General features: G+C 68.4%; 17 protein-coding genes. 11 read left to right on the forward strand and 6 right to left on the reverse strand.

Annotated features, from left to right (window positions below; translation table 11 throughout):
* Nucleotides 1-52: 52 nt before the first annotated feature.
* Genes smeC through smeA form a run of 3 tightly spaced genes read right to left on the reverse strand, consistent with a single transcriptional unit; the run spans nucleotide 53 to nucleotide 5,823 of the window.
* Nucleotides 53-1,468, reverse strand: coding sequence for a multidrug efflux transporter outer membrane subunit SmeC (gene smeC / locus ACT6SE_RS20035; protein ID WP_046433062.1), 1,416 nt, complete (start codon nucleotides 1,466-1,468; stop codon nucleotides 53-55).
* A complete protein-coding gene (smeB, locus tag ACT6SE_RS20040) occupies nucleotides 1,465-4,614 on the reverse strand; it encodes a multidrug efflux RND transporter permease subunit SmeB (protein WP_046433064.1) in 3,150 nt (1,049 codons plus the stop codon). Before smeB ends, smeC begins: the two co-directional genes overlap by 4 nt.
* Nucleotides 4,615-4,626: 12 nt before the next feature.
* Nucleotides 4,627-5,823: a multidrug efflux RND transporter periplasmic adaptor subunit SmeA gene (smeA, locus tag ACT6SE_RS20045; RefSeq protein WP_080342786.1), complete on the reverse strand. Its 1,197-nt coding sequence runs from the start codon at nucleotides 5,821-5,823 to the stop codon at nucleotides 4,627-4,629.
* Between the two features lie 127 nt (nucleotides 5,824-5,950).
* Between smeA and baeS the strand changes: the two genes are divergently transcribed.
* The 10 genes from baeS (at nucleotide 5,951) to ACT6SE_RS20095 (ending at nucleotide 16,524) form a co-directional block, all read left to right on the forward strand.
* A complete protein-coding gene (gene baeS / locus ACT6SE_RS20050) occupies nucleotides 5,951-7,342 on the forward strand; it encodes a sensor histidine kinase efflux regulator BaeS (RefSeq protein ID WP_046433068.1) in 1,392 nt (463 codons plus the stop codon).
* Nucleotides 7,339-8,028, forward strand: a complete 690-nt coding sequence (locus ACT6SE_RS20055; RefSeq protein ID WP_014648775.1) for a response regulator — start codon at nucleotides 7,339-7,341, stop codon at nucleotides 8,026-8,028. Before baeS ends, ACT6SE_RS20055 begins: the two co-directional genes overlap by 4 nt.
* A 135-nt stretch (nucleotides 8,029-8,163) precedes the next feature.
* Nucleotides 8,164-8,985, forward strand: coding sequence for a nucleotidyltransferase domain-containing protein (locus tag ACT6SE_RS20060; RefSeq protein ID WP_046433071.1), 822 nt, complete (start codon nucleotides 8,164-8,166; stop codon nucleotides 8,983-8,985).
* A 141-nt stretch (nucleotides 8,986-9,126) separates the two neighbouring features.
* A complete protein-coding gene (locus ACT6SE_RS20065; protein ID WP_014648777.1) occupies nucleotides 9,127-9,657 on the forward strand; it encodes a gamma carbonic anhydrase family protein in 531 nt (176 codons plus the stop codon).
* 123 nt (nucleotides 9,658-9,780) lie between these two features.
* Complete coding sequence (locus ACT6SE_RS20070; protein ID WP_014648778.1) at nucleotides 9,781-10,470, forward strand: RDD family protein; 690 nt, start codon at nucleotides 9,781-9,783, stop codon at nucleotides 10,468-10,470.
* Nucleotides 10,467-11,459, forward strand: a complete 993-nt coding sequence (locus tag ACT6SE_RS20075; RefSeq protein WP_014648779.1) for a stage II sporulation protein M — start codon at nucleotides 10,467-10,469, stop codon at nucleotides 11,457-11,459. The genes ACT6SE_RS20070 and ACT6SE_RS20075 overlap by 4 nt, the downstream gene beginning before the upstream one ends.
* Nucleotides 11,449-13,065 (forward strand): DUF4129 domain-containing protein, encoded by a 1,617-nt coding sequence (locus tag ACT6SE_RS20080; protein WP_046433073.1) that lies wholly within the window; start codon nucleotides 11,449-11,451, stop codon nucleotides 13,063-13,065. The genes ACT6SE_RS20075 and ACT6SE_RS20080 overlap by 11 nt, the downstream gene beginning before the upstream one ends.
* A complete protein-coding gene (locus ACT6SE_RS20085; RefSeq protein ID WP_049420430.1) occupies nucleotides 13,062-14,246 on the forward strand; it encodes a DUF4350 domain-containing protein in 1,185 nt (394 codons plus the stop codon). Before ACT6SE_RS20080 ends, ACT6SE_RS20085 begins: the two co-directional genes overlap by 4 nt.
* Nucleotides 14,243-15,229: an AAA family ATPase gene (locus tag ACT6SE_RS20090; protein WP_014648782.1), complete on the forward strand. Its 987-nt coding sequence runs from the start codon at nucleotides 14,243-14,245 to the stop codon at nucleotides 15,227-15,229. The genes ACT6SE_RS20085 and ACT6SE_RS20090 overlap by 4 nt, the downstream gene beginning before the upstream one ends.
* Nucleotides 15,226-16,524, forward strand: a complete 1,299-nt coding sequence (locus ACT6SE_RS20095) for a DUF58 domain-containing protein (RefSeq protein WP_014648783.1) — start codon at nucleotides 15,226-15,228, stop codon at nucleotides 16,522-16,524. Before ACT6SE_RS20090 ends, ACT6SE_RS20095 begins: the two co-directional genes overlap by 4 nt.
* Before the next feature lie 814 nt (nucleotides 16,525-17,338).
* On the opposite strand, the gene ACT6SE_RS20100 is transcribed toward ACT6SE_RS20095, so the two are convergent.
* The 3 genes from ACT6SE_RS20100 to ACT6SE_RS20110 are packed head-to-tail and all read right to left on the reverse strand — an operon-like array spanning nucleotide 17,339 to nucleotide 19,756.
* Complete coding sequence (locus ACT6SE_RS20100; RefSeq protein WP_014648784.1) at nucleotides 17,339-17,998, reverse strand: hypothetical protein; 660 nt, start codon at nucleotides 17,996-17,998, stop codon at nucleotides 17,339-17,341.
* Nucleotides 17,998-19,176 (reverse strand): glutathionylspermidine synthase family protein, encoded by a 1,179-nt coding sequence (locus ACT6SE_RS20105; RefSeq protein WP_046433077.1) that lies wholly within the window; start codon nucleotides 19,174-19,176, stop codon nucleotides 17,998-18,000. Before ACT6SE_RS20105 ends, ACT6SE_RS20100 begins: the two co-directional genes overlap by 1 nt.
* Nucleotides 19,177-19,183: 7 nt before the next feature.
* A complete protein-coding gene (locus tag ACT6SE_RS20110; RefSeq protein WP_005420172.1) occupies nucleotides 19,184-19,756 on the reverse strand; it encodes a DUF1190 domain-containing protein in 573 nt (190 codons plus the stop codon).
* Nucleotides 19,757-20,165: 409 nt separating this feature from the next.
* On the opposite strand from ACT6SE_RS20110, the gene ilvD reads away from it, so the two are divergent.
* Nucleotides 20,166-22,004 (forward strand): dihydroxy-acid dehydratase, encoded by a 1,839-nt coding sequence (gene ilvD / locus ACT6SE_RS20115; protein ID WP_046433079.1) that lies wholly within the window; start codon nucleotides 20,166-20,168, stop codon nucleotides 22,002-22,004.
* The last annotated feature ends 54 nt before the right edge of the window (nucleotides 22,005-22,058 follow it).

Raw genomic sequence — 22,058 nt, forward strand, 5'->3', positions numbered from 1 at the left:
CACTCCATGCTTCCGTGCCGACCAAGGTCGGCACCTACCAGAGCAGGGCGCGTTACCGTGCGTCTGCGCCACCGCCCAGCGCCTTGAACAGCGTCACCCGGTTTCCCGCTTCCTGCTGCTGCAGCGCGATCAGGTCCTGCTGCGCGGCAAACAGGCTGCGCTGCGCATCCAGCGCCTGCAGATAGCCGTCCAGCCCGGTGCGATAGCGCGCCTCGGCCAGCGTGTAGCTGCGCTGGCTGGCGGCGACCAGTGCCCGTTGTGCCTCCATCTGCGCGCCCAGGTGATCGCGCGTGGCCAGGGCATCGGCCACTTCACTGAAGGCCTGCTGGATCGCCTTCTCGTACTGAGCGATGCCGATGTCCTTGCCAATCTTCGAGGCATCCAGTGAGGCCTTCAACGCACCGGCGTGGAAGATCGGCGCCGTGATGCTGGGCGCGAACGACCAGCCGCGGGTGCCGGCCGAGAACAGCGTCGACAACGCGGTGGAGCTGTGGCCGTAGTTGGCAGTCAGCGTCAGCGTCGGGAAGAACGCGGCGCGCGCGGCGCCGATATCGGCGTTGGCCGCCTGCAACGCGTGTTCGGCGGACAGCACGTCCGGACGCTGCAGCAGCACGCTCGAGGGCAGGTTGGAAGGCAACGGCGCCAGCGCCACGGTGCCGTCCAGTGCCTGTGCGCTGGGCAGCAATGCCGCGTCCAGCGGAGCACCCACCAGTAACTGCAGCGCATCACGATCCTGCGCCTGCTGGGTCTGCAGCCTGGCCAGCGCAGCGCGCGCGGCGTCCACACTGGTCTGCACCTGCGACAGGTCCAGGCCCGAGGCCAGGCCTTGTGCATGGCGGGCCTCGGTGCGCTGCAGGGTCTGCTGCTGACTGTCCAGCGTCTGCCGGGTGAACGCCAGCGACTGCTCGTCGGCCGCCAGCGCCAGCCAGGCCGTGGCCACTTCGGCGACCAGGCTGGTGCGCGCCGCACGCTGGTTCTCGGCACTGGCCAGCCAGTTCTGCAGCGCCTCGTTCTTCAGGCTGCGGATGCGCCCGAACAGGTCCAGTTCCCAGCTGCTGAAGCCCACCTGCACGGCATCGGATTCGGTCACCTGGCTGACGCCGATCTCGCTGTTGGCATCACTCACCCGCGAACGGGTCACGCTGCCGCTGGCATCCACCGACGGCAGCAGCGCCGCGCGCTGGATGCGGTACTGGGCGCGTTCCTTCTCCACCTGCAGCACCGCCACGCGCAGGTCGCGGTTGTTCTGCAGTGCCAGCGCGATGACCTGCTGCAGGCGCGGCTCCAGGAACACCTCGCGCCAGGCCGGCATCGCCAGTGCTGGCCCGGTCTCGCCGGTGGCGGCATTGGCGAACTGTGCCGGCACCGGCGCCTCGGGGCGCTGGTAGTGCGGGGCCATGCTCACGCAGCCGCCCAGCACGGTGGTCATCGTTGCGGCCGCCAGGGCGCGCAGCAGCATCGCCTTCATGGGCGTGCCTCCGGGGCAGTGGCGTCGGCCGGCGCGCGGCCCGGGAACAGGCGGCGCACCAGCAGGTAGAACAACGGCACGAAGAACATGCCCAGCACCATCGAGGCGACCGTACCGCCGGCCACGCCGGTACCCAGCGAACGGCGCGCGGCCGAACCGGCGCCGGTGGCGAACACCAGCGGCAGCACACCCATCAGGAATGCCAGCGAGGTCATCACGATCGGGCGCAGCCGCAGGTAGACCGCCTGCAGGATCGCTTCGCGGGTGCGCTTGCCCTGCTGCTCGAGGATGCGCGCGAACTCGACGATCAGGATGCCGTTCTTCGCAGCCAAGCCAATCGTGGTCAACAGACCGACCTGGAAGTACACGTCGTTGTTGAGGCCACGCAGGTTCATCATCAGCACGGCGCCGAACACGCCTACCGGCACCGCCAGCATCACCGCGAACGGTACCGCCCAGCTTTCATACAGCGCGGCCAGGCACAGGAACACGAACAGCAGCGAGATGGCATACAGCATCGGCGCCTGGTTGCCCGACAGCTGTTCCTGGTAGGCCATGTCCGACCAGGCATGGCTGAAGCCTTCCGGCAGCGTGTCGGCCAGGCGTGCGATCTCGGCCATCGCCTCGCCGGAACTGACGCCCGGTGCCGGCTGGCCGGTGATCTCCATCGCCGAGACGCCGTTGTAGCGCTGCAGCGCGGCCGGCGCACTGGTCCAGTGCGCGCTGACCAGCGACGACAGCGGTACCATCTGCCCGGCCTGGTTGCGCACGCTCCAGCGCTCGATGTCCTGCGGCTGCATGCGGGCTTCGGCCGTGCCCTGGATGAACACCTTCTTGATGCGGCCCTTGTAGATGAAGTTGTTGACGAAGTCGCCACCCAGCGCGGCGTTCAAGGTGTCATTGATGTCCTGCGGATTCACGCCCATCGCCTGCGCCTTGGCGTCGTCCACCTTCACCGCGTACACCGGCGCGTCTTCCAGGCTGGCGTAGCGCACGTTGACCAGCTTCGGATCCTTGGCAGCCTCCTTCAGCAGCGTGTTGCGCGCGGCCACGGCGGCGGCATGGCCGGCACCGCCTTCGTCCTGCAGTTCCAGGGTGAAGCCACCGGCATCGCCGAGGCCGAGGATGGCCGGTGGCGAGGTGATGAACACCTGCGCATCGGGCACGCTGGCCATGGCCGCAGTCAAGCGCGCGGCGATGGTATCGGCATCGTCCTTGCGGTCGTCCCAATCCTTCAGCCGGATGAAGGCCTGGCCGACGTTCTGGCCACTGCCGCTGACACTGAAACCTGCGGTGGCCTGGATTGACAGTACGCTGTCGTCCTTCACCGCGGCGGCGCTCAGGCGATCCATCACGGCACGGGTCTGCTCCAGGGTGGACCCGGCGGGCAGCTTCACCAGCGCGTTGAGCATGCCCTGGTCTTCATCGGGCAGGAACGCGCCCGGCAGGTGCCACAACAACAGGCCGGTGGCCACGCTCAGCACCAGGTAGAACAGTACGCCCAGCGTGCGCCGGCCGAGGAAGCGGTCGACGCGATGGCGCAGTCGGTTGGAGGTGCGCTCGAAGCGATGGTTGAACCAGATGAAGAACTTGCCCAGCAAGCCCGGCTCGCCAGCGTGGTCGCCATGCGGATGGCCGCCCTTGGGAATCTGGTGCAGGATGCTGCCGCACAGCGCCGGGGTGATGGTCATCGCCACCAGCACCGACAGGATCATCGCAGCGGCGATCGTCACCGAGAACTGGCGATAGATCACGCCGGTGACACCGCTGAAGAACGCCATCGGCAGGAACACCGCGGTCAGCACCAGCACGATGCCGACCAGCGCGCCGGTGATCTGGCCCATCGCCTTCAACGTGGCTGGCTTCGGTGCCAGCCCTTCGAAGGTCATCACCCGCTCCACGTTCTCCACCACCACGATGGCGTCGTCCACCAGCAGGCCGATGGCCAGCACCAGCGCGAACATGGTCAGCGTATTGATCGAATAGCCGAAGGCGGCCAGCACGCCGAAGGTGCCCAGCAGCACCACCGGCACCGCGATGGTCGGGACCAGCGTGGCCCGCCAGTTCTGCAGGAACAGGTACATCACCAGCACGACCAGCGCGATCGCCTCGATCAGGGTGATCACCACTTCCTTCAGCGAGATGGTCACGAACGGCGTGGTGGTGAACGCCACGTGGTAGGTGTAGCCATGCGGCCAGTACTTCTGCAGCTGCTGCAGCCGTGCCTCGACGGCCTTGGAGACGGCGATGGCGTTGGCACCGGCGTTGAGCTCGATGCCCAGCGAGGCCGACGGCTTGCCGTTGAACGTGCTGATGCTGTCATAGCTTTCCGGGCCCAGGCCGATCGTCGCCACGTCGCCCAGGTGCACCACGCTGCCATTGGCATCGGCCTTGAGCACCACCTGCGCGAACTGCTCGGGCGTGTGCAGGCGGCTGCGCGCGGTCACGGTCGCATCCAGCTGCTGGCCCTTCAGCGCCGGCTGGCCACCGAGTTCACCAGCCGACACGTCGGTATTCTGCGCCTGTAGTGCGGTCTCGATGTCCGACGGCATCAGCGCGTACTGGCGCATCTTTTCCGGGTCCAGCCAGATACGCATGGCGTATTCCTGGCCGATCGGCTGGATGTTGCCGACACCGCTGACGCGGCTGATCTGGTCGTCGATGCGCGCTTCCATGAAGTTGGCGACATCGAAGTTGTCCATGCTGCCGTCTTCGCTGGTGAACGACAGCACCTCGAAGATCGAACCGCTGGACTTGGTGATGGTCAGGCCGTTCTGCTGCACCGCCTGCGGCAGCGTCGCCATCGCGGCCTGCAGCTGATTCTGCACCTGCACCTGCGCGGTGTCCGGGTTGGTGCCGGTGGCGAACACCAGGTTGACCTGCGCCGAGCCATCGGAAGCACTGGTCGAGGTCATGTACATCAGGTGGTCCAGGCTCTGCTGGGACTGCTCGATGACCTGGGTGACCGCGTTTTCCACGGTCTGCGACGAGGCGCCGGTGTAGGTGGCGCGGATGGTGATGGTGGGCGGGGCGATCTGCGGGTAGCGGTCCACCGGCAGGATCAGGATCGCGAGCAGGCCGAGCAGGCTGACCGCGATGGCGATCACCCAGGCAAAGATCGGCCGGTCGATGAAGAAACGAACCATGCGCGGCAGGCCTCAGTGCGACTTTTCGTCGGTGTTGCCGTTCGGGTCGACCGCCGGCATCGCCGCCAGCTGCGCCGTGGTGGCCGCCACCGCCTTCACCTGCTGGCCCAGCGCTACCGCACTGCCGTTGCTGACGATCACCCGCTCGCCAGCCTTCAGGCCCTGCGTGATCTGCCACTGGTTGCCCACCACCTGGCCGGTGCTGACCCGCCGCTCGACCACGCGATCCTTTGCGTCGAGCAGGCGCAGCAGCGGCTCGCCACGTTCATTGCGCAGCACCGCCTTCTGCGGCACCAGCAGGGCACGCGCATCGGTGGCCATCGGCAACACCGCCTTCAGGTACATGCCCGGCAGAAGCAGGCCCTCCGGGTTCGGAATGACCGCGCGCAGCACCACGTTGCCGGTGCCTGGATCGACTGCGCTGCCGACGAACTCCAGCGTGCCCTCATGGGCATAGGTGCTGCCGTCCTCCAGCAGCACCTTCACCTGGGCCTTGCCATCGATGGCCTTCACCTGGCCGGCGTCGAGCTGCTTGCGCAGCGCCAGCATCTGCGTGCTGGACTGGGTCACATCCAGATAGACCGGGTCCAGCCGTTGAATGGTCGCCAGCGCCGCATCCTGGCCGGCGGCGACCAGCGCGCCGGCGGTGACGCTGGAGGTACCGATGCGGCCGTCGATCGGTGCGGTCACCCGGGTGTAGTCCAGGTTGATCCGCGCGGCCTGCAATGCCGCGCGCGCGGCAATCACGTTGGCCTGGGCCTGCTTCAGTGCCGAGGTGGCATCGTCGGCGTCCTGCTTGCTGGCCGCGTCCATGCCCAGCAGCGTGCGGGTGCGCTCGGCCTTCGGCTGCGCCGACAGCACAGCGGCCTCGGCCTGCGCCAGCTGGCCACGCGCGGTATCGAAGGCGGCCTGATACGGCGCCGGATCGACCTGGTACAGCAGCTGGCCGGCCTTGACCTGCTGGCCTTCGGTGAACAACCGCTGGCGGATCAGCCCACCGATCTGCGGCCGCACCTCGGACACCTCGAACGGCACCGCCCGGCCGGGCAGGGTCTGCTGCAGTGCCAGCGGTTGCGCGCGGGCGGTGATGACGCCGACTTCGGGGGTGGCCGGGGCCTCGGTCCTGCCCGCCGAGCAGGCCGCCAGGGCCAGCAGCAGGGGCAACATCAACGCACGGGGGGAGCGGAACAGCGGACGCAGGAGTGACATGGGGGCGTGGGGGCCTTTCGTTGACCCGTGCACGCTGCCGTGAAAGTGTGCAGAGAATATGGAGATTGTGCGACCGGCTCAGCGGGCGCTTGCTTTCGGCGCCGCATGCGCCGCTAATGGCCCGGCGATGGCGAAGATTCGATTCAAATTCGGCCTGACCGCGAAGACCTTCCTCGCGATCTTCACCGCCTGCCTGCTGGTGCTGGCAGTGAACGGCATTGCCAGCCGCGTGGCGTTCCAGACCGGCTTCCTGGACTACCTCAACGACCAGGGCGACCTGCGCATGCAGCGCGTGATGCCACACCTGCAGCGCGAGTACCGCACGCACGGCGGCTGGGAGCATCTGCGCGGCGACAGTGACCGCTGGGCGCGGCTGCTGCGCCCGGACCTGGGCCATGGGCACGAGGGGCCCGTGCCGCCGCTGTCCGACCAGACCGGCGTTCCCTCGCGGCTGGGCCTGTTCGATGCGCAGCATCGGTTCGTGGCCGGCAACCCGGACGCGATCAGCGACGACGAGCCGCATCCGGTACAGCTGGACGGGCACACCGTCGGCTGGCTGGGCATGGTGCCGTTCCAGACCGTCATCGCCACCAACGACCTGAATTTCTACAACACCCAGATGCGCGCATGGTGGGTGATCGGCATCTCGCTGCTGCTGGTGACCGTAGTGCTGGCCTGGCTGGTGTCGCGCGCGCTGCGCCAGCGCCTGGCCAAGCTGGCCGCCGCCACCCACCGGCTCGCCGCCGGCGACTACGCCACCCGCATCGAGCGCACCAGCGATGACGAGCTGGATGCACTGGTCAACGACTTCAACCGGATGGCGCAGGCGCTGGACGACACCGAGCGCAACCGCCGCGCCTTCATTGCCGACATCTCGCACGAACTGCGCACGCCGCTGGCGGTGGTGCGCGCCGAACTGGAGGCGATCGAGGATGGTATCCGCCCGCTGGACCGCGCCAACCTGGGTGCCCTGCAGGGCGAGATCCGCCAGCTGGGCAAGCTGATCGACGACCTGCACGACCTGTCGATGACCCAGTCCGGCGGCCTGGCCTACCGCTTCGCCCCGCTGGACCTGGTGGCGCTGGTGCGTAGCGAGCTCAATGGCATGCGCGTGCGCTTCTCCACGGCGGGGCTGGCACTGGAAGAAGCGCTGCCCGCCACACCGCTGCAGGTGTCCGGTGACGAGCGCCGCCTGCAGCAGGTGCTGGCCAACCTGCTGGAAAATGCGCTGCGCTATACCCATGGCGGCGGCCGCGTGCGCGTGCAGGCTGCGCGCGTGCCTGCCGGCGTGCAGCTGATCGTGGAAGACACCGCGCCGGGCGTACCGGCCGACAAGTGTGCGCTGCTGTTCGAGCGCTTCTACCGGGTGGAGAGTTCGCGCAACCGCGCCAGCGGCGGCAGCGGGCTGGGCCTGGCCATCAGCCACAACATCATCCTCGCCCACCACGGCCATATCCACGCCGAGCCCTCGCCGCTGGGCGGGCTGCGCGTGGTCGTCACCCTGCCGGAGTCCGCATGAGCCTGTCCCCCGCCGCGTCCGCGAAGATCCTGATCGTCGAGGATGAGCCACGCCTGGCCTCGGTGCTGCGCGACTACCTGGCCGCCGCCGGCATGACCAGCGAATGGGTGGACGATGGCGGCCAGGTGATCGACGCATTCGCGCGCTACCAGCCCGACCTGGTGCTGCTGGACCTGATGCTGCCGCAACGCGATGGCGTGGACTTGTGCCGCGAACTGCGCGCTGGCAGCGACGTACCGGTGATCATGGTCACCGCGCGGGTGGAAGAGATCGACCGCCTGCTGGGCCTGGACATCGGTGCCGACGACTACATCTGCAAGCCGTTCAGTCCGCGCGAGGTGGTGGCGCGGGTGGTGGCAGTGCTGCGCCGTTACCGCCCGGACCCCGCTGCACGCGCCAACAGCGGGCTGCATATCGACGAACCGGCGGCACGCGCCACCTGGAACGGCAAGGGCCTGGACCTGACGCCGGTGGAATACCGCCTGCTGCGCACCCTGCTGGCCACGCCCGGCCGGATCTGGGCGCGCGATGAGCTGCTCGACCGCCTCTACCTGGACCACCGCGTGGTGGTCGACCGCACCGTCGACAGCCATGTGCGCAACCTGCGCCGCAAGCTGGCCGACGCCGGCATGGAAGGCGAACCGATCCGTTCGGTGTACGGCATGGGCTACAGCTACGAACCCTAGCCGGTAGTGCCGGCCGCTGGCCGGCAACCGCAGAATTCCAGGTGCGCCCATTGAGGTTGCCGGCCAGCGGCCGGCACTACCCGTGCGCAACTGCGCTACAGTCGGGCACGCTCGACATCAACGGATCACGACTGCATGGACGACATCCACCCGATCGCGCCGGACAAGCGCGCCGCCATTCTTTCCAGCCTCGCCGACATCGAACAGCGACACGACGTGCGCGTTCTGCTGGCGTGCGAGTCCGGCAGCCGTGGCTGGGGCTTCTCTTCGCCGGACAGCGATTACGATGCACGCTTCATCTACGTGCATCGCCAGCCGTGGTATCTCACCGTCAACGAGAGCACCGGCCCCGGCGATGCGCAGCGGGACGTGATCGAACTGCCGATCGACGATGAGCTCGATGTCAGCGGCTGGGACCTGCGCAAGGCATTGCGCCTGGTTTCAAAATCCAATCCGACACTGATTGAATGGCTGCGCTCGCCGATCATCTACCAGCAGGATCACACCGCAGTGTCGCAGCTTTGGAAGGCAGCTGAGTCGTTCTATTCACCACTGGGCACGTGGTGGCACTACTTCAACATGGCGCGCTCGAACCATCGCGGTTACCTGCGTGGCGAAACGGTACGCACGAAGAAGTACCTGTACGTGCTGCGCCCACTGCTGGCCTGCCAGTGGATCGAGCACGAACAGACCCCCCCACCGATGGCCTTCGAGGACCTGCTGGACCGGCTGCTGCCGCACGGCCCGGTGCGTGAAGCCATCGATGCCCTGCTGGCGGTTAAACGCGCCAGTGCCGAGGTCAGTGCCGGACCACGCATCGCGGCGATCAGCGATTTCATCGATCGTGAACTGGCCATCCGGACTGCGCAGGCGCCGCAGCTGCCCGCTGGACACGGTGATGCGGCATGGCTGGATGAGCTGTTCCGGCAGATGCTGGCCGAGCACGCGCCGATCTGAGCGGCTGCACCTGACTCGGGTAGTGCCGGCCGCTGGCCGGCAACCGCAGAATTCCAGGTACGCCCATGACGTTGCCGGCCAGCGGCCGGCACTACCACGCAGGTATCATCGCGGTGAACGCCCTGATTTCCGGAGACACCGATGAACCCGCTGCGCCCCTTCCGCGACAAGATGCCCGTCCTCGGCCAGCGCGTGTACATCGATCCGGCCTGCACCCTCATCGGTGACGTGGAACTGGCCGAGGACGTATCAGTGTGGCCGGGTACGATCATCCGCGGCGACGTCAATTACGTCCGCATCGGTGCGCGCACCAATGTGCAGGACGGCACCATCATCCACGTCAGCCACCACAGCCCGTACAACAAGGCCGGTTACCCGACCCTGATCGGCGAAGGCGTGACCGTCGGCCATGGCTGCATCATCCACGCCTGCACCATCGGTGATTACAGCCTGATCGGCATGGGCGCCTGCATCCTCGATGGCGCCCGTGTGGAACGCCATGGCTTCGTCGGTGCCGGAGCGGTGGTCGGCCCGGGCAAGGTGGTCGGTGAAGGTGAGCTCTGGGTGGGCAACCCGGCCCGCCCGGCGCGCACGCTGAGCGACAAGGAGATCGAGTCGCTGCACTATTCGGCCGACCACTACGTGCGGCTGAAGGACGAATACCTGGGCTGAACGGCCAACGCCGCCATGCGGCTCTGCTAAAGTCTGGGCCCGACCAGGACCTGTCGAGACCCCCATGCCTGTGGCTGCCTGCCGGAGAGGACTCCGCCGCCCACAACGAAGGCCATCGCACTGATGGCCGCACCGATGCTCGATACCTACCGCGAGGTGGTGACGCCGGAGGGTGTGCCGCTGCAGTTGCCGGCGGCCGGCCCGGTGCCCCGGGCGATGGCCTGGCTGATCGATCTGGGCGTGCGCATCGCGGTGCTGGTGCTGATGTCGATTCCGCTGGCACTGCTGGATTCGTTCGGCTCCGGGCTCGGCCTGGTGCTGATGTTCCTGGTCTATTGGGCCTACCCGATCGTCTGCGAAGCGCGGTGGGGCCGCACCCTGGGCAAGCGCGCACTGGGCCTGCACGTGCTCGCGCGCGATGGCGCGCCGGTGGGCTGGATGGCCGCCATCACCCGCAACCTGCTGCGCACCGTGGACATGCTGCCGTTCGGCTATGCACTGGGCCTGATCAGCAGCCTGTTCGATTCCCACGGCCGCCGCCTCGGCGACCTGGTGGCCGGTACCGTGGTGGTGCATGCACCGGTGCTGTACCTGCCGCCTCCGCCCACCATCGACAGCGTGCTGGCCCCGCCGCAGCCGCTGCGACCGGAAGAACAGGCGGCGCTGATGGCCTTCGCCGAGCGCGCGCCGCGGCTGTCGGCGGCACGCCAGCAGGAACTGGCCGGCATTGCCGAGCCACTGACCGGCACCCACGGCCAGGTCGGCGTGCTGCGCCTGTATGCCATGGCCAACTGGCTGCTGGGGCGGCGATGAAGCAGGAACAGTTCGTCGCCCGCTACCAGCAGGAATGGCAGGACCTGGAACACTGGCTGCTGCTGCGCGCCGGTGCTTCGCGCCGCACGCGGCGCAAGGCCAGCGCGCTCGCGCTGGACGATACCGCCTTCCCGCAGCGCTACCGGCGCCTGTGCCAGCAGCTGGCGCTGGCCCGCGAGCGCGGCTACAGCCCGCAGCTGGTGCAGCGCCTGCAGCAGTTGATGCAGCAGGGCCACAGCGTGCTGTACCGCACGCCGCCGACGCGCTGGCGCGGTGCGCTGGAATTCCTGGTGGCCGACTTCCCGTTGCTGGTGCGCAGCCAGGCGCGCAGCATGTGGGTGGCGCTGGCGATGTTCGCGCTGCCGGCGCTGGCCTGCTTCGTGCTGGTGCAGGTCTATCCGGACCTGATCCACATGGTGATGGACAACCGCCAGATCGCCGAGATGGAGCGCATGTACGATCCGGCCGCCGAGCGCCTGGGACGCGACAGCGGCACCGACTGGATGATGTTCGGCCACTACATCCTCAACAACATCAGCATCGCCCTGCGTACCTTCGCCAGCGGCCTGCTGGCCGGCCTGGGCACGCTGCTGGTGCTGCTGTTCAACGGCGTGATCATCGGTTCGGTGGCGGGCCACCTGCAGCACATCGGCCATGGTGATCCGTTCTGGCGCTTCGTCGCAGGCCATGGTGCCTTCGAGCTGACCGCGATCGTGATCGCCGGCGGTGCCGGCCTGCAGCTGGGCATGAAACTGCTGGCACCCGGCCGGCGCAGCCGCCTGGATGCACTGGTCGAGGGCGGCCGCATCGGTGCGCGCCTGTGCCTGGGCGTGGCGTTCATGCTGCTGGTGGCCGCGTTCATCGAAGCCTTCTGGTCGTCGATTGCCGACGTGCCGGCGTGGGGCAAGTTCAGCGTGGCCGGCATGCTGTGGGCCGGCGTGCTGCTGTGGCTGTGGCGCGGCGGACGCGGAGGCGGCCATGCGCATTGACCACCTGGACGTGGTGCTGCGCGCGCGCAGCGGCTGGGAAGCAATGGAGCTGGGCAGTGCCCTGTCGCGCCGCCACGCACGCGCGGTATGGGGCAGCTGGCTGCTGGCCAGTGCGCCGCTGTTCGTGGTCTTCAACGCGCTGGGCTGGTGGCTGGATGCATTCGGCTGGGCGTGGCTGGCAATGTGGTGGTGCAAGCCGCTGTTCGAACGGGCGCCGCTGTACGTGCTGTCGCGTGGCATCTTCGGCGAGCCGGTCGGTACGCTGGCGGCCCTGCGCGCGCAACGCAGCTGGGGCAATGCAGGTTTCTGGGGCTACCTGGGCTGGCGCCGTTTCAGCGTGCTGCGCAGCCTGTGCCTGCCGGTGAACCTGCTGGAGGGCAATGCGCCGGCCCAGCGCGGTGCACGCCGCCGCGCTGTGGCCGCTGGTGCGGCGGGTGCCGCCGCCGTGCTGACCGTGGCCTGCATGGCGTTTGAAGCGGTGCTGGTGTCCGGTGCGATCGGCGCGGTGTTCATGTTCATGCCGCTGGAGCTGATGTCCGAATCATGGCGTGCCGCGTGGGACATGATCGGCCAGGACACACCCGCCTGGGCGCGGGCCGGCTTCAACCTGGCGTGCTGGCTGGCCTCGGTGCTGATCGGTCCGTTCTACGTCGGCGCCGGCTTCGGCCTGTACTTGAACCGGCGCACGCAGATGGAAGCGTGGGACGTGGAGATCGCCCTGCGCCGCCTGCGCGAGCGGCTGCTGCCGGCGGCATCGACGCTGGCGCTGCTGCTGTGCCTTGCCCTGCCGCTGGCCTCCGCGCCAGTGCATGCGCAGGACGCGCAGACGGCCGCAGAACAGGCAGACGATGCCGGAGAGGACGAGGACAGCGCGGAGGAACCGGCCACTGCGGCGAACGATCCGGCCAACGCACCGGCCATGATCTTCGGTGCAGCGCCAGTGGACACCGCCGGCTTCCGCCAGGCGGTGAACCGCGCCTATGAAGATCCGCTGCAGCGCCCGACCCGCCAGGTCACGCGCTGGAAGCCGATCGAGCAGGCCGAGGAAAAAAAGAAGGAAGACAAGCAGCTGCAGCGTGACACCAACAGCAAGGGTGAACGCAAAGCGCGCAAGGACGGCATCGCCTGGCTGGCACGCCTGGCCGAGTGGGGCCTGTGGGGCCTGCTGGGCGTCCTGCTGCTGGTGCTGCTGCTGACCGCACGGCTGTGGCTGCCGTGGCTGCGCGGCAGTGGCCGGCGCAAGGCCGAGGCCACACCGCAGGTAGTGGAAGAACCGGTGGAACTGCCGGTCGTGCTGCCGCCGGACGTGGCCACCCAGGCCGGCCTGCTGTGGGACCAGGGGCGGCCGCGGCAGGCGCTGGCCCTGCTGTACCGCGCCAGCGTGCGCACGGTGGGCGAGCGCAGCGGCATCGCGCTTCCGCCCGGTGCTACCGAAGCGCAATGCCTGCGCGCGTCGCGGCGCATGCCCGATGCCACCGACCGTGACCTGTTCGCGCGCATCGTGCGCATGTGGCAGTACGCCGCCTACGGTGGCCGCCTGCCCAGCCGCGCCGATTTCGATGCATTGGCCGATACCCTGCGCCGGCAGTACAGGTGGCTGGCATGAGTCCGCGCCTGTTCTGGTCGCTGCTGCTGGGCGCGCTGGTGCTGTTCGGCGTGCCGCTGACGATCCTTTACCTGCGCACGCACGAACGCGTGACCGAGACCGTGCAGCTGCCGCCGCAGGGCGAAGCTGGCTACAACCCGCTGTACGTGCTGGGCCAGGCCCTGCGTGCCGATGGCATCGCGGTGCACTCGCGGCCGCGGCTGGACCTGAAGCAGATGGCGCTGGGCCCGCACGATACGGTAGTGCTGCTGCAGGACAGCAGCGAACTGCCGGCGCCGGCGGCCAGGGCCCTGCTGGCCTGGGTTGATGGTGGTGGCCATCTGCTGGTGCGTACGCCGCCGCCCGCCGAGGACGACGCCAGCAGCACGCAGGGGCCCCTGCTGGACCAGCTGGGCGTGGACAGCCTGTATCAGCAGAGCGACTGCCAGCCATTCCACGTCATCGATGATCCCAGCCACGTCGAGTTCTGCGGCGGCCGTCGCTTCACGCTGGGCTTTGCCGCCAATGCGCGGGCCGAACGGCGCTGGGGCAACGAGCACAGCCTGGTGTTCGCACGCCTGCACCATGGCCAGGGCAAGGTGAGCGTGCTGGCCGACATGGAATTCATGCGCGGCGAGGTGGATTCGCCTGCGGCACGCCTGGCGTCGGCCGCAGGCAAGGCCAGTGATGGCCTGCACGATCTCTCGCACCGCGACCTGACCCGTTACCTGCTCGACCCGAATTACGGCAAGGGAGCGTTCTGGCTGGTCTATGCCAGCCGCCCGCCGTCACTGTGGGCGCGCCTGTTCTACCAGGGCTGGCCGCTGTGGGCGCCGCTGCTGCTGGCCCTGCTGGGCTGGTTGTGGGCCCGCTCGCAGCGCTTCGGCAGCCTGCTGCCGTCGCCGGTGCTGGAACGCCGCTCGCTGCTGGAGCACGTGCGTGCCAGTGGCGAGCTGCTGCTGCGCTTCGGCCACGGCACGCGCCTGTACGACGCCGTGTTCGCCCTGTTCCTGCATCGCCTGCGCCTGCGCGCACCGGTAGCCGCTGCACTGGACGGTGCGCCGCGCGATCAGGCCATCGCCGAGCTGCTGAAATGGCCGCAAGGCCGTGTTGCCAGCGCGCTCACGCCCCCGCCACCGCACGATTCCTCCGCCCTGCGCGAGCGCATCCGCTTGCTGCTCCAGATGAGATCCCTGCTATGACCGAAGTCCCCGAGCTGCCGGCGGCCGCCAACGCCCGCCTGATCGAACGCGTCGATGCCATCCGCACCGCCGTTGGACACGCCTTCATCGGCCAGGCCGATGTACTGGACCAGATCCTGGTGGCGCTGCTGGCCGGTGGCCACGTGCTGATCGAAGGCGTGCCCGGTCTGGGCAAGACCCTGCTGGTGCGTGCACTGGCACAGGCCCTGGAGCTGGACTACGGGCGCGTGCAGTTCACCCCCGACCTGATGCCCAGCGACGTCAGTGGCCACGCGGTGTACGACCCGAAGAGCGAGAGCTTCAAGATCCGTCGCGGCCCGGTGTTCACCAACCTGCTGCTGGCCGACGAGATCAACCGTGCCCCGGCCAAGACCCAGTCGGCCCTGCTGGAAGTGATGCAGGAAGGCCAGGTGACCATCGAAGGCAAGGCCTTCACCCTGGCGCCGCCGTTCATGGCGCTGGCCACGCAGAACCCGCTGGAACAGGAAGGCACCTACCCGTTGCCGGAAGCACAGCTGGACCGCTTCCTGCTGAAGGTGCTGATCGACTACCCGCAGCTGGAGGACGAGAAGCGCATGGTGACCGCGATCACCAGTGGCCGTGCCGCCAGCGATTTCGACCTGAGCCAGGTGCCGCGTGTATTGGGGGCCGGCGAGCTGCTGGAACTGCAGCGCGCGACCGCGGCGATCACCGTCGATGACGAAGTGATCGACTACGCGGTGCGGATTGTGGCGGCCACGAGGCAGTGGCCGGGCATCGCGGTCGGCGCTGGCCCCCGCGGCAGCATCGCGCTGGTGCGTGCCTCGCGCGCGCAGGCGGTGCTGGCCGGCCGTGACTTCGTCACGCCGGACGACGTGCGCGACATTGCGCGCCCGGCGCTGCGCCACCGCATTGCACTGGCCCCGGAGCTGCAGATCGAAGGCCAGGACGCCGACGACGTGCTGGGCGCGCTGCTGGCCAAGGTGGAAGCACCGCGCCGATGAGACCGGCCCCGCTGCTGCTGGCGCTGCTGCTGGCCTGGGCTGCCCTGGGCGGCCTGGTGCTGGGCGGGTGGCTGCCGCGTTGGAGCTGGGCGCTGGCAGCCGTCGTCATCGCGCTGCCCGCCTTGTGGGATCTGTGGCGGCAGTCGCGGCGCCCGTCGCCGCAGGTACAGCGCGAGCTGCCCGAAGCGCTGGCGCTGGGCGTGCGCCGCGAGGCGGCGCTGCGCCTGCAGGCCGAGCAATCGATGACGGTGCAGGTGTTCGACCTGGTGCCCGGCGGCTGGCCGCTGGAAGCGCTGCCGCAGCGCGTGCGCCTGCAGGCCGGTACGGCGTCCACCCTGCACTACCACCTGCAGCCGCTGCAGCGTGGGCACTTCCGCTTCGAGGGGGTGCACCTGCGCATGCGTTCGCCGTGGCGCCTGTGGTGGCAGCAACGCACGCTGCCGCCGGCGCTGGAGGTGCGGGTCTATCCGAACTTCGTGCCGCTCACCCGCTTCGCATTGTTCAGTGCCGACCAGGCCTCGCGGCTGGTCGGTGCGCACGTGAAGCGCCGCCGTGGCGAAGGCACCGATTTCCACCAGATGCGCGAGTACCGCATCGGCGACAGCCTGCGCCAGCTCGACTGGAAGGCCACCGCGCGTGCGCGCAAGCTGATCTCGCGCGAATACCAGGACGAGAAGAACCAGCAGCTGCTGCTGATGCTGGACAGTGGCCGGCGCATGCTGGCCAGCGAAGGCGGGCTCTCGCACTTCGACCATGCCTTGAACGCCTCGCTGGTGGTGGCTTACCTGGCGCTGCGCCAGGGCGACGCTGCCGGCCTGTACGCTGCCGGGGGCGAACGCCGCTGGGTGGCGCCGCAGCGCGGCATGGGTACGGTCGAGCACCTGCTGCGCGCCAGCTACGACCTGCAGCCACGCGCGGTGGCCACCGATTACCTGGCCGCCGCCACCGAGGTGTCGCTGCGCCAGCGCCGGCGTGCGCTGGTGATGCTGGTCAGCAACGTGCGTGATGAGGACATCGAAGACCTGCTGGCGGCAGTGCGCCTGCTGCAGCGGCGCCACCTGGTGTGCGTGGCCAGCCTGCGCGAACGCGAGCTGGACGGCGCACTGGAGGGCGAGGTGCAGACACTGGAAGACGCCACCCAGGCCGGTGCCGCCGCGCTGTACCTGCAGCAACGCGCGAAGGCGCATGAGGCCCTGCGCAGCGAAAAGGTGATGGTGCTGGACGTGACCGCCGATGCCCTGCCCGGCGCGCTGGTGGAACGCTATCTGGCGGTGAAGCGCGAAGGGCTGCTCTGATACCCGCGATCGCTCTGGTAGGCGCCAACCTTGGTTGGCACGAACCCACAGCGCCGACCAGGGTCGGCATCTACCAAAACCGGTTGCCGGCCAGCGGCCGGCACTACCCCCTGCAACAACCGCCGCATCGCCCTGGTAGGTGCCAACCTTGGTTGGCCCGAAACCCACAGCGCCGACCAAGGTCGGCATCTACCAAAACCGGTTGCCGGCCAGCGGCCGGCACTACCCCCTGCAACAACCGATGCATCGCCCTGGTAGGTGCCAACCTTGGTTGGCACGAAATCCACAGCGCCGACCAAGGTCGGCATCTACCAAAACCGGTTACCGGCCAGCGGCCGGCGCTACCCCCTGCAACAACCGCCGCATCGCCTTGGTAGGTGCCAACCTTGGTTGGCACGAACCCACAGCGCCGACCGAGGTCGGCATCTACCAAAACCGGTTGCCGGCCAGCGGCCGGCACTACCCCTGCAACAACCGATGCATCGCCCTGGCAGGTGCCAACCTTGGTTGGCACGAAATCCACAGCGCCGACCAAGTTCGACATCTACCAAAACCGGTTGCCGGCCAGCGGCCGGCACTACCCCTGCAACAACCGATGCATCGCCCTGGTAGGTGCCAACCTTGGTTGGCACGAAATCCACAGCGCCGACCAGGGTCGGCATCTACCAAAACCGGTTGCCGGCCAGCGGCCGGCACTACCCCCTGCAACAACCGCCGCATCGCCCTGGTAGGTGCCAACTTTGGTTGGCACGAAATCCACAGCGCCGGCCAGGGTCGGCATCCACCAACAACGGTTGCCGGCCAGCGGCCGGGACTACCCCTGAAGCAACCGACGTTGCAACCGCTCCACCGCACGCTGCAGCAGCACCCGGTTGCGGCCCAGCTTCATCCACTGCGGCAGGCGCGAGAACATCGAACCGTTGGTAACGCCCGCGCGCTCGCGCAGAGGCGCGGCAGCGTAGTCGTGCAGTGCCTGCAGATGGGCTTCGTTGTAGGCCCACAGCACGCCGGCCGCAGTCTTTTCGACCAGCCGCAGCGGCAAGCCAAAATGCGGATCGATCGCCTCATTGCCACGCCATCGCGACAACGTGACCTCCACCTCGCTGCTGCGTCCGCACTGACTGCAGTCCGCCGCCAGCGTCCGCAACGGCGACACTGCACGCGCACGGTGCAGCTCGGCGCGGACCCATTTGTGCCCGCAGTATCCGCAGGGACGATAGCCGCTGTAGCACACGGGCCCGACCCAGTCGCCCGCGGCACAGCAACCGCAGCCGCATCCACTGTCGAGGGCTGCGCTGCAGCCCAGGCAGCGGAAACGTCGCGATTCCGGCGTCCGCACCACCCAGCCGGGCGTATCGCAGCGGTGGCAGCGCACCGCGATGCGGTCCGAATAGCGCCACAGGGCGTGGCCGTCATCCAGATGCCGGCCCGGCAGCGGCGCAGGCCGCAGGTCGCGATTGCGCCGCACCGTCATCAGACGTAGATCCGCGTCGGCGCCTCGTCGACGATCGCGTGCGGCATGAAGCGCGCACTGTCGCGGGTGATCGCGCTGTCATCCTCGCGGATGCCGATGCCGCAGGCATGGTCACCGATCACCCAACTGCCGATCAGCGGATAGCCGCCTTCGAAGCGGGTGAGCGGATGCGCACGCTGGATGATCGCCGGGCCGTCGTAGGGACCGTCACTGCGCTGGGTGCTGCCATCGGCCAGGTGCATCTCGATGTTGGCCCCTTCGCGCGAGAACAGCGGTTTGCGCACCCAGCCCGACGCCAGCGCGCTGCCGTCATCGAAATGCGCCTCCAGCAGGTTCGGATGGCCCACGTTGCGCTGCCACAGCAGCGGCAGGATGCCCTTGTTGCTCAGCACCGCCTTCCAGGCCGGTTCCAGCAGCTGCACGCCCGAGCCGGGCAGCGCGCGGCCGAATTCCTCGGCCATCAGGTCTTCCAGCGGATACAGCTTGAACAGCGTGCCGATCACCGAGTCGTCCAGCGCGGTGAAGCGGCCGTCCTCGGACAGGCCAATGTCCTCGATGGCGATGGCCTGCCCGAACAGGCCGGCCTGGGATGCGCAGTCACGCAGGTACTCGACCGTGCCACGGTCTTCCTCCGAAGTGCCGACCGCGCTGAAGTACAGCGGCGGCGGCAGCTGCGTGGCGAGGTCGCCGAAACGCTCGACCAGCGCTTCGTGGATCGCGTTGAACTGGTCGGCATGCTGCGGCAGGCGGCCGGCATTGCGCTGGTCTTCCAGCCACTGCCACTGGAAGAAGCTGGCTTCGAACAGCGAGGTCGGCGTGTCGTAGTTCAATTCGTACAGCTTGGCCGGGCCGGTACCGTCGTAGGCCAGGTCCAGGCGGCCATAGAGGTGCGGCTGGCGCTGGCGCCAGCTGTCGGCGATCCAGTCGCGGTAGTGCGACGGAATCGCCAGCTGGTCCATCAAGCGTTCGCTGCCGATGACATCACCGACCAGATCCAGCGCCATCTGGTGCAGCTCGGCGCTGGGGTCTTCGATGTCCTGTTCGATCTGGCGCAGGGTGAAGGCGTAATACGCGCGTTCATCCCAGTACGGCTGGCCGTCGATGGTGTGGAAGCGGAAACCCGCCTCTTCCGCGCGCGCCCGCCACTGGGCACGCTCGGCAATCCGGATGCGCTGCATGGGTCGATCAGCCGCCGTAGCTGCCGCTGGTGCTGCGGCGTGCGCTGGTGTTGCCGAAGCCACCACGGCTGGCAGTGACCGCACGGTTCGGCTCGCTGGTGACCGGGGCCAGGCCGGCCTTGCCAGCACCGATGCCGCTGGCGGTGTTCAGGCCACCGGTGCCGCCCGGTGCCGGGCGCGCCCAACCCGCATTCTTGTCCTGGTAGGCCGGTGCCGACGCCGGCGCCTGCGGGGCGAGGCCGCCGCGGTTGCTCAGCATCTGCGACATGAAGAAGCCCATCATCATCGGGCCGATGAACGAGGTACCGGCCGAGGTGTGCTGCTGCACGCACTGCTCCGGCTTGTAGTCCTTCTCGCAGGCTTCCTTGCTGGCGTACTTCGGCGCCGCATCGGCGGCCTGCTTCTGCGCTTCAGCGAACGCATTGCGGCACGACGACGGATCGCCGGTGGCCTCGGTGCAGGCCTCCACCGAGGTATACAGGCCTTCCTGCACCTTCACCTCCGGCTCCTTCTGGCAGGCGGTGAACAGCAGCGGCGCGGCGCTCATCAGCAGCAGCGCGGTGGTGCGGGAACGTTTCATGGCCTCATGCCCTGTCGACGGATCAATGCCCCAATGATGCCAAATCCGGGCCAGCAACCGGAATCGGCAAAGTGCGAAAGATGAACGGACTTTCATTTTCGTCGGCATTGGGGTCAGAGCCCATCGCGCCGCGATGGGATCCGACCCCAGGCGACGCACCGCTCTGGTAGGTGCCAACCTTGGTTGGCACACATCCCGCGGCGCCCGGTCATGCCCGGCGCGCGCAGCCAAGTCTCCGGCAAGAAGCCCCCTTGTTGTTCAAGGGGGGCGCGCCGAAGGCGCGGGGATAAGGGGAAATGCGCGGACCGCCAAGCCGCTGCAAGCGGTGAAGGTGGTTGCAGCAGCAACCGAAAAAATTGGCCATGATCGGCTGACCCCCACGTCGTACGGCCCGCCCGTTCCGCCCGCCATGCCCGAATACCGTTCCCGCACCTCCACCGCCGGTCGCAACATGGCCGGCGCCCGCGCCCTGTGGCGCGCCACCGGCATGAAGGACGGCGACTTCCACAAGCCGATCATCGCCATCGCCAACTCCTTCACCCAGTTCGTGCCCGGCCACGTGCACCTGAAGGATCTCGGCCAGCTGGTCGCGCGCGAGATCGAACAGGTCGGCGGCGTCGCCAAGGAATTCAACACCATCGCCGTGGACGACGGCATCGCGATGGGCCACGACGGCATGCTGTATTCGCTGCCCAGCCGCGAGATCATCGCCGACGCCGTGGAGTACATGGTCAACGCGCACTGCGCCGACGCGCTGGTGTGCATCAGCAACTGCGACAAGATCACCCCCGGCATGCTGATGGCCGCGCTGCGCCTGAACATCCCGGTGGTGTTCGTCTCCGGCGGGCCGATGGAAGCGGGCAAGACCAGGCTGTCCGAGCACAAGCTGGACCTGGTCGATGCGATGGTGGTGGCCGCCGATGACAGCGCCTCCGACGAGAAAGTCGCCGCGTTCGAGCGCAGCGCCTGCCCCACCTGCGGTTCCTGCTCAGGCATGTTCACCGCCAACTCGATGAACTGCCTGACCGAGGCGCTGGGCCTGTCGCTGCCCGGCAACGGCACCACGCTGGCTACCCACGCCGACCGTGAGGCGCTGTTCCGCCGCGCCGGCCGCCTGATCGTCGAACTCTGCCATCGCTGGTATGGCGGCGAAGACCCCAGCGCACTGCCGCGCGGCATCGCCACCCAGGCCGCGTTCGCCAATGCGATGACCCTGGACATCGCCATGGGCGGCTCCACCAATACCATCCTGCATCTGCTGGCCGCAGCACAGGAGGCGGAGGTCGACTTCGACCTGACCCACATCGACGCGCTGTCGCGGCGCGTGCCGCAACTGTGCAAGGTGGCGCCGAACACGCCGAAGTACCACATCGAGGACGTGCACCGCGCCGGCGGCGTGTTCGGCATCCTCGGTGAGCTGGACCGCGCCGGCCTGCTCGATACCACGGTGCCGACCGTGCACAGCGCCAGCCTGGCCGACGCGCTGGAATGCTGGGACGTGGTGCGCAGTGACAACGACACCCTGCATGCCTTCTTCAAGGCCGGCCCGGCCGGCATCCCCACCCAGGAAGCCTTCAGCCAGGCCACGCGCTGGCCGACCCTGGACATGGACCGCGCCGAGGGCTGCATCCGCTCGCTGCAGCATGCGTACTCACTGGAAGGCGGCCTCGCCGTGCTGCGTGGCAATCTGGCCGTGGATGGCTGCGTGGTGAAAACCGCCGGCGTGGACGAATCGATCCACGTGTTCGAAGGCCCCGCGCGTGTCTATGAAAGCCAGGACGCGGCCGTCGCCGGCATCCTCGCCGACGAGGTGCAACCGGGTGAGGTAGTGGTGATCCGCTACGAAGGGCCGAAGGGCGGCCCGGGCATGCAGGAGATGCTGTACCCCACCAGCTACCTGAAATCGAAAGGACTGGGCAAGCAGTGCGCGCTGCTGACCGATGGCCGCTTCTCCGGCGGCACCTCGGGCCTGTCGATCGGCCACGTCTCGCCGGAAGCCGCCAGCGGCGGTGTCATCGGTCTGGTGGAGAACGGCGACCGCATCCGCATCGACATCCCGGCCCGCCGCATCGACCTGCTGCTGGATGAGGCCACGCTGGCCCAGCGCCGCGCCGACGCCGATGCACGTGGCTGGAAACCGCGCGCGCCACGCCCGCGCAAGGTTACCAGCGCGTTGAAGGCCTACGCCCTGCTGGCCACCAGCGCCGACAAGGGCGCCGTACGCAACACCGCCCTGCTCGGCGATTGATGCCGATCCGGTAGTGCCGGCCGCTGGCCGGCACCTGGGAAAAGGGGACGGAGG

Source organism: Stenotrophomonas sp. LC732 (genome assembly GCF_052446685.1).
Lineage (GTDB): Bacteria > Pseudomonadota > Gammaproteobacteria > Xanthomonadales > Xanthomonadaceae > Stenotrophomonas > Stenotrophomonas muris.

Bases quoted from the DNA above. Each gene is read 5' to 3' on its own strand.
- smeC (WP_046433062.1), bottom strand. From the start codon at position 1,468: ATGAAGGCGATGCTGCTGCGCGCCCTGGCGGCCGCAACGATGACCACC.
- smeB (WP_046433064.1), bottom strand. From the start codon at position 4,614: ATGGTTCGTTTCTTCATCGACCGGCCGATCTTTGCCTGGGTGATCGCC.
- smeA (WP_080342786.1), bottom strand. From the start codon at position 5,823: ATGTCACTCCTGCGTCCGCTGTTCCGCTCCCCCCGTGCGTTGATGTTG.
- baeS (WP_046433068.1), top strand. From the start codon at position 5,951: ATGGCGAAGATTCGATTCAAATTCGGCCTGACCGCGAAGACCTTCCTC.
- ACT6SE_RS20055 (WP_014648775.1), top strand. From the start codon at position 7,339: ATGAGCCTGTCCCCCGCCGCGTCCGCGAAGATCCTGATCGTCGAGGAT.
- ACT6SE_RS20060 (WP_046433071.1), top strand. From the start codon at position 8,164: ATGGACGACATCCACCCGATCGCGCCGGACAAGCGCGCCGCCATTCTT.
- ACT6SE_RS20065 (WP_014648777.1), top strand. From the start codon at position 9,127: ATGAACCCGCTGCGCCCCTTCCGCGACAAGATGCCCGTCCTCGGCCAG.
- ACT6SE_RS20070 (WP_014648778.1), top strand. From the start codon at position 9,781: ATGGCCGCACCGATGCTCGATACCTACCGCGAGGTGGTGACGCCGGAG.
- ACT6SE_RS20075 (WP_014648779.1), top strand. From the start codon at position 10,467: ATGAAGCAGGAACAGTTCGTCGCCCGCTACCAGCAGGAATGGCAGGAC.
- ACT6SE_RS20080 (WP_046433073.1), top strand. From the start codon at position 11,449: ATGCGCATTGACCACCTGGACGTGGTGCTGCGCGCGCGCAGCGGCTGG.
- ACT6SE_RS20085 (WP_049420430.1), top strand. From the start codon at position 13,062: ATGAGTCCGCGCCTGTTCTGGTCGCTGCTGCTGGGCGCGCTGGTGCTG.
- ACT6SE_RS20090 (WP_014648782.1), top strand. From the start codon at position 14,243: ATGACCGAAGTCCCCGAGCTGCCGGCGGCCGCCAACGCCCGCCTGATC.
- ACT6SE_RS20095 (WP_014648783.1), top strand. From the start codon at position 15,226: ATGAGACCGGCCCCGCTGCTGCTGGCGCTGCTGCTGGCCTGGGCTGCC.
- ACT6SE_RS20100 (WP_014648784.1), bottom strand. From the start codon at position 17,998: ATGACGGTGCGGCGCAATCGCGACCTGCGGCCTGCGCCGCTGCCGGGC.
- ACT6SE_RS20105 (WP_046433077.1), bottom strand. From the start codon at position 19,176: ATGCAGCGCATCCGGATTGCCGAGCGTGCCCAGTGGCGGGCGCGCGCG.
- ACT6SE_RS20110 (WP_005420172.1), bottom strand. From the start codon at position 19,756: ATGAAACGTTCCCGCACCACCGCGCTGCTGCTGATGAGCGCCGCGCCG.
- ilvD (WP_046433079.1), top strand. From the start codon at position 20,166: ATGCCCGAATACCGTTCCCGCACCTCCACCGCCGGTCGCAACATGGCC.